We start from the raw sequence: 6,198 nt of genomic DNA on the forward strand, positions 1-6,198 counted from the left end.
CGGGCCGGGTTGGCGAACCTCGGCAGCCCTCGGAGTGCACCGGGCGGGGCGAGGTTTGGCGCGGCGGCGATCGGGGCAGCCAAGTGACGCGGAGCAACCCCCGACTCACGCATAGAGGAGCACACCATGACCGTCGCCGGTATCATCTCGGCCATCATCGTCGGCCTCGTCATCGGCGCGCTCGGCCGCCTGGTCGTGCCCGGCCGGCAGAGCCTGCCGATCTGGCTGACCATTGTGGTCGGCATCGTCGCCGCCATCATCGGCACCGCGATCGCGCAGGCCGTCGGCGTCGCCGTCACGGACGGCATCGACTGGATCGAACTCGTCTTCCAGGTCGGCCTGGCCGCCCTCGGCGTGGCGCTGATCGCCGGCGTGCGAGGCCGCGGCACGGTATGACCACCACGGCGTTGCGCGGGCCCCGGACGGCGATCGTCCGGGGCCCGTTTTCTGTGCCCGGGTGGGAGGATCGGGTGCTGTGGAACCTGTTCGTTTCGACGCGCTGGTCGGCTCGGCCGCCCGGGGCGGGGTCGTGATCCCGGTGCCGTTCGATCCGGACACCGTGTGGGGAGCCAAACCGCGCCATCATGTGGCCGGCACCGTCGGCGGCGTGCGCGTGCGAGGGGTCGTGGAGGCATTCGGCGGCGGCTTCGGCTTCACGCTCGGCCCGGCGTGGCAGCGCGACTGCGGGGTCCAGGCCGGCACGACGGTGCCGGTCGAGCTGGTGGCCGAAGGTCCGCAGCGGGCGGACCTCGCCGAGGACGTGGCGGCGGCGCTCGACGCCCATCCGGCGGCCGGGGCGTTCTTCGACTCGCTGGCCCAGTTCTACCGCAAGGCCTACCTGCGCTGGATCGACGCCACCAAACGCCGGCCGGAGCAGCGCCCGCAGCGGATCGCCGAGATGATCGAGCTGCTCGAAGCCGGCCGCAAGGAACGACCGTCGGCATAGGGCCGCCATTCGGCTTCATAAAGTAGTCAACCCCTTACGCAAAGTAACCCTGGCGCGTTGATGAATTGGGTGACGCACCCAGATCAACCAGGACAGGGGGACACCGTTGTCTCGTAGACGTCTCATCACCGCGCACGTCGCGCTGGCCATGGCCGGCGGACTCGCGGTGCTCGCCGCACCAGCGGCCGCGTCGGGCGCCGGCCCGACAGGTCGCGCGGTCGCGAACCAGCAGGCGGGAGTCGACCGGTCCGTGCCGGTACGCGGCCTGCCGCACGCGACGACCATCATCAGCAAGGGCGCGGGCACCACGCGCGCCGTCGCCCGGGCGCAACTGGCCGACCTGGCCATCACGAAGGTGGGTACGCCGGAAACGGTCCTCGCCGGTGAGGAGATCACTTACACGATCACCGTCACCAACAGCGGGGCCCCCGCGCTCCGGGTAGGCGTCACGGACGTGCTGCCCGCGGGCGTGGAGTTCCTGGCCAGCTCGATCCCGTGCCAGAACAACGCGGGCACGCTGACCTGCGGCCTAGGCCCGATGGCCACCGGCCAGACGATCCAGCTCGTCATCCAGGTCCGCGTCCCCGCGAGCTTCACCGGCCTCACGCTCACCAACACGGCCACCGTCACCAGCCCGCAGGACGAGACGGACAGCACCGCGACCGTCACGACCCGCGTCGCCACCGCCGCCGACCTGTCGGTCACCAAGGTGTGCAAGCCCGACGAGCCCGCCCCCGCCGACACCGAGGGCTATTGCGACATCTACGTCGACAACCTCGGCCCGTCGGACGCCCAGAACGTGACGCTGACCGACGTGCTCACCTCGGCGGCGCCGTTCGAGGTGTCCCGGGTGCGGGTGAGCCCGGGGACCTGCTCGGCGACCCCGACGGGGCCGATCCGCGACCTCACCCTCAACTGCACGCTGGGCACGGTCCCGGCCGGCACGCGGGGCGTCGTGCGGGTCGTCGTGACGGCGGCGGACGTGGCCCAGATCAACGACGTCGCCACGGTACGCAGCACGACCGCCGACCCGGAGAAGGGCAACAACCAGGCGACCGGCCGCGTGGACTTCGTCGGCTCGGCGGATCTGAGCCTGACGAAGACCGGCGACGCGACCGCCGACGCGGGCACCGACCTCGAATACCTGATCACGGTGACCAACAGCGGTCCGTCGACGGCCCGTGACGTGGTCGTGCGCGACACCATGCCGGCCGGGGTCACCTTCGTGTCGGTGTCGCCCTCGGTCGGCTCCTGCACCAACGGGCAGCCCAACGGCGGCCGGCTGGAGTGCGGGCTGGGCAACCTCGCCAGCGGCGCGAGCGCGACCATCACGGTTGTCGGCCACGTCGCCGCTGACCTGGTGCCCGGCACGATCCTGTTCAACGAGGCCATCGTGTCCGGCGCGACCGCCGACCCGGACAACAGCGACGTGCGCGCGAGCGTGCCGACCGAGGTGACCGCTTCGGCCGACCTGTCGGTGACCAAGTCCGGCACGCCGGACCCGGTGACCGCGGGCAACGAGCTGAAGTACACCGTCACCGTCGCCAACGCGGGCCCGTCGGACGCGCAGGCGGTCGTGGTGACCGACACGCTGCCGGCCGGCACGACGTTCGTGAGCAGCAGCGGCGACGCCGTGTGCACCGCGGACGAGCCCGGTGAGGTGGTCTGCGCGCTCGGCACGTTCCCGCAGGGGGAGCGGCAGTTCACGCTGACGGTGGCGGTCGGTGCCGACGTGCCGGACGGCACGCTGACCAACACGGTGGTGGTGTCCTCGCCGACCCCCGACCCGAACACCGGCAACAACACGTTCACCACGACGACCGCGGTGGAGACCTCCGCGGACCTCGCCATCGAGGCCGCGGCCACGCAGACCTGGCAGCAGGAGGCGGCCGCGCTCAGCGACAAGAAGGACAAGGACAAGGGCACGATCGTGGTGCTCACGCTGACGGTCCGCAACCTCGGCCCGTCGGACGCGCAGAACATCACGGTGCTCGACTCGCTGCCGCTGCGTCCCGACAAGGTCGGGGTGGAGTCGCTGCCGTCCGCCTGCACCTACGACTCGGGCCAGGACCACGTCATCACGTGTACGGCCGACAGCCTGGCGGCGGGCGGCACGCTCGTCTTCCCGATCAAGCTGAAGGTGCGCGCCGAGGGCGAGCTGGTCAACACCGCCACGGTGTCCAGCACCACGCCGGACCCGAACCCGGACAACAACACCAGCACCATCCGGTTCTTCGTGTGGAAGAAGAACTGACGATCGGCTGACGGCTGGTCGGTGACCGGGGGTGGCGCGGGTGTCCCGCCACCCCCGGCAGGCGGCCACGGTTCGGAGTGCTCGACAGCTCGCTGTCGATCCGGACCGTGGCCGCCTCGCGTCACCGGAGCCCGTCGAGGAACACCGCGGTCACGGTGTCACCGACGAGCGTCAGCACTTCGCCGGTGGGGGAGAAGCCCCCGGCGACCTGGCCGGGCTCGGTCCACAGGAGACGGCCGCGGTCGTCGAACAGCACCGCGAAGCCGTCGTCGACGGCGAGGACCAGGGGGCCGTGCCCGCCCCACACGCAGCGGGTGCATATCGCGGCCAGCGGCGACCGCGCGGACATGTCCTGCGGCAGGCCCTCCGGCCGGATGAGCCGGCTCTCGACGACCCGGTCCCCGTCGAAGGTGAGCAGCGCCGCGGCCACCGCGTCCTCCGTCGCGGCGCTGCCGGCGACCAGCAGCCCGCTGCCGTCCGCCGCGAACGCCACCGCGTTCACCGTCGACAGCCCCGTGTCGTGGCTGGTGAACGCGCCGGAGGCGGTGTCGCGTACCACGATCGCGCCTGCTTCGCCGGCATGGGCCAGCAGCCGGCCCGCGTGGTCGAGGGCCACCGGGCCGCAGTCGGCGACCTCCTGCGTGAGCAGGACGTGCCCGGTCGCCGTGTCGATCACGCGCAGCCCGCGGGCCACGGATCCGGCCGCGACGCGGCGGCCGTCGCCACTGAAGCCGATCCGGGTCGTCATGCCGACCATGTCGAAGCTGTCGACGGACTCCTGTGCCGGACCGAGGTCGAGCTGCCACAGCTCGTCGTCGGCAGGGGTCCGCCAGGCGTGCAGGCGGCCCTCGACCGACGCGACCGCGACCGAGCCGTCCGGGCTCACCTGCACGTCCAGCGCCTCGTCATGGAAAGCGCTGCCGTCGAGGAGCATCCGGCTGGGAACCTGTGGGCCGGTGCCCCAGACCACGATGTCGCCGCCGTTGTGGTGCCACTCGGCCGCCGCACCCAGCACCAGCCAGGCCGGGTCGGGTGGGCAGGCCACCGACACAGCCCCCTCGCCGAAGCTCGCGAAGTCGTCGACTTCGGCAGGGAACCGCGGGGAACCGCCGGTCTGCACATGGTCGAGGTCGCCGAGTTCGCGCCAGGCCGCCGTTCGGTGCCAGGGCCGGTGCCGCCCGGCGCGCTGCTCGTCCCACCAGTGGTCGGGCATCGGCCTGCACCGCGCGGGCCAGTCGAGCAACCGCCCGGCCACCTCAGTCAGGACGTCGGCGGACGCGCGTTCGAGCAGCGGCACGGCCCGCGCCCATGCCTCGGTCGAGGGTTCACCGGACAGCAACGTGTCCAGTGTGGTCGCGTCGTCCATGCCGCCTCCGCCGTCCGGCGCGGGACTGCCGCCGCGCTGCGGCACGGACCGTATCACCGCGCCCGGACGGGCCCGGGTCAGCGGCGGGCCGCGTCGAGCGCCCGCAGGTACTCGTCGACGGTGAGCGTCGCGTGCGAGAACAGCGGATACCGCGCCACCATGGCGTCGTACGCGGCCGGACCGGCGTCGGAGGCGGTGGCGTCGGGAATGGTCGTCACGTGGTAGCCGCGTTCCATCGCGCTGCGGGCGGTCGACTCGACGCACATCGAGCCGATCATCCCGGCGACGGCGAAGAACTCCACGCCGTGGTGGCGCAGCTGCGCGTCGAGGTCGGTGCTGGCGAACACGTCGATGTTCTTGTGCGGCGCGAGCGCGACCTCACCGGGGCCCGGCGACAGGTCGGGATGGAACTCGGTGTTCCAGCTGCCGGCCTCGAACAGCCGGTTGTCGAACATCGCCCGGTGGATGCCGGTCAGGCGGCCCCAGCTCGCGTACTCCTGCTCGGTGTAGGACATCCCCGAGAAGAACACCGGCACGCCGCGGTCCCGGACCCCGGCCAGCAGCCGGCGCAGGTTGCCGAAGGTGCCGATCCGCTCGAACTCGGCCTGGTACAGCGGGTAGCCCTTGCCGCCGGGGTCGAACACCTCGTTGACGGTGTCGATGAGCAGCAGCCCGCAGCGTCCCGGTGTGTAGTCGTCGCCAGGCATGATCCCTCCAGTGCGCTCAGACGAGTTCCAGGCCGCCGTCGACCGCGAGGATCTGTCCGGTGAGCCAGACCGCGTTCGGGTCGGCCAGCCGCAGGATCCACGTGGCGACCTCGTGCGGCTCGCCCCGGCGGCCGAGCGGGATGGTGTCGGCCTCCTGCTGCTTGATCCGGGCGAGCATCTCGGGGGACAGCCCGGCCGCGCCGAGCGCCTCGCTCTCGGTGGGCCCGGGGGCGACGGCGTTGACGCGGATGCCGTCGGCCGCCAGCTCCAGCGCCCAGCTGCGGGTGAGCTGCTCCACGGCGGCCTTGGTCGCGGCGTAGTGGGACGCGCCCGCCAGCGGCCGCCGCCCGTACGTGCTGGAGACGTTGACGATCGACCCGCGGTGTTCCCGCAGCTGGTGCAGGGCGGCACGGGCGAGCAGGCTCGGCGCGGTGACGTTGACCTCGAACAGGTCGGTGATGCTCTCCGCGGTCGCCTGCGCCAGCGGCATCAGCGCGGTGATGCCCGCGTTGTTGACCAGCACGTCGATCCGTCCCCACCGGTCGGCGGCGGCCGCGGCGACGGTGTCGGCGGCGTGCGGGGCGCGCACGTCGATCGCCAGCGGCACGACGCCGGGATGTTGGCGGGCCGTCTCTTCCAGGGCCTGCGCGCGGCGTCCGACGCCGAGCACAGACGCGCCGTGCTCGGCGAAGGCGAGCGCCGTGGCGCGGCCGATGCCCGATCCCGCCCCGGTGACGATGACGACCCGGTCGGCGAAGGAGAGGTCGGTTGATGGCATGACGATGTCAGCTCCTTGCGGCGTGCTCATGAGTCGCCGTGCGCACGCCCGGTGGACCGGGGGGGGGGCCGCGCGGGGGCGAAAGGGGGGGGGGGGGGGGGCCCCCCGCCGGGGGAGGGTTTATTTAAAAAATGGGGGGCGCCCCGC

6 protein-coding genes are annotated in these 6,198 nt (G+C 72.4%); 3 read left to right on the forward strand and 3 right to left on the reverse strand.

Features of this window, described 5'->3' with window-relative positions:
* Positions 1-126: 126 nt before the first annotated feature.
* From AB0B66_RS42570 to AB0B66_RS42580, 3 genes are all read left to right on the forward strand, one after another.
* A complete protein-coding gene (locus AB0B66_RS42570; RefSeq protein ID WP_360541151.1) occupies positions 127-396 on the forward strand; it encodes a GlsB/YeaQ/YmgE family stress response membrane protein in 270 nt (89 codons plus the stop codon).
* Between the two features lie 79 nt (positions 397-475).
* Positions 476-946 (forward strand): YdeI/OmpD-associated family protein, encoded by a 471-nt coding sequence (locus tag AB0B66_RS42575; protein ID WP_360541153.1) that lies wholly within the window; start codon positions 476-478, stop codon positions 944-946.
* A 106-nt stretch (positions 947-1,052) separates the two neighbouring features.
* Positions 1,053-3,200, forward strand: coding sequence for a hypothetical protein (locus tag AB0B66_RS42580; RefSeq protein WP_360541155.1), 2,148 nt, complete (start codon positions 1,053-1,055; stop codon positions 3,198-3,200).
* 121 nt (positions 3,201-3,321) lie between these two features.
* Here the strand turns inward: AB0B66_RS42580 and AB0B66_RS42585 are convergent, their stop codons facing one another.
* The 3 genes from AB0B66_RS42585 to AB0B66_RS42595 form a co-directional block, all read right to left on the reverse strand.
* On the reverse strand, positions 3,322-4,566 hold the full coding sequence (locus tag AB0B66_RS42585; RefSeq protein WP_360541157.1) for a WD40 repeat domain-containing protein: 1,245 nt from the start codon (positions 4,564-4,566) through the stop codon (positions 3,322-3,324).
* A gap of 77 nt (positions 4,567-4,643) precedes the next feature.
* A complete protein-coding gene (locus AB0B66_RS42590) occupies positions 4,644-5,273 on the reverse strand; it encodes a cysteine hydrolase (RefSeq protein WP_360541159.1) in 630 nt (209 codons plus the stop codon).
* Positions 5,274-5,289: 16 nt separating this feature from the next.
* Positions 5,290-6,051 carry an SDR family oxidoreductase gene (locus AB0B66_RS42595; protein ID WP_360541161.1) on the reverse strand — a complete coding sequence of 254 codons (762 nt, stop codon included), beginning with the start codon at positions 6,049-6,051 and terminating at the stop codon, positions 5,290-5,292.
* Between the last annotated feature and the right edge of the window lie 147 nt (positions 6,052-6,198).

The sequence above is a fragment of the Catellatospora sp. NPDC049111 genome (assembly GCF_040648615.1).
Classification (GTDB): domain Bacteria; phylum Actinomycetota; class Actinomycetes; order Mycobacteriales; family Micromonosporaceae; genus Catellatospora; species Catellatospora aurea.

Coding starts and splice junctions, on each gene's coding strand:
- AB0B66_RS42585 (WP_360541157.1), bottom strand. CDS start 4,566: ATGGACGACGCGACCACACTGGACACGTTGCTGTCCGGTGAACCCTCG.
- AB0B66_RS42590 (WP_360541159.1), bottom strand. CDS start 5,273: ATGCCTGGCGACGACTACACACCGGGACGCTGCGGGCTGCTGCTCATC.
- AB0B66_RS42570 (WP_360541151.1), top strand. CDS start 127: ATGACCGTCGCCGGTATCATCTCGGCCATCATCGTCGGCCTCGTCATC.
- AB0B66_RS42595 (WP_360541161.1), bottom strand. CDS start 6,051: ATGCCATCAACCGACCTCTCCTTCGCCGACCGGGTCGTCATCGTCACC.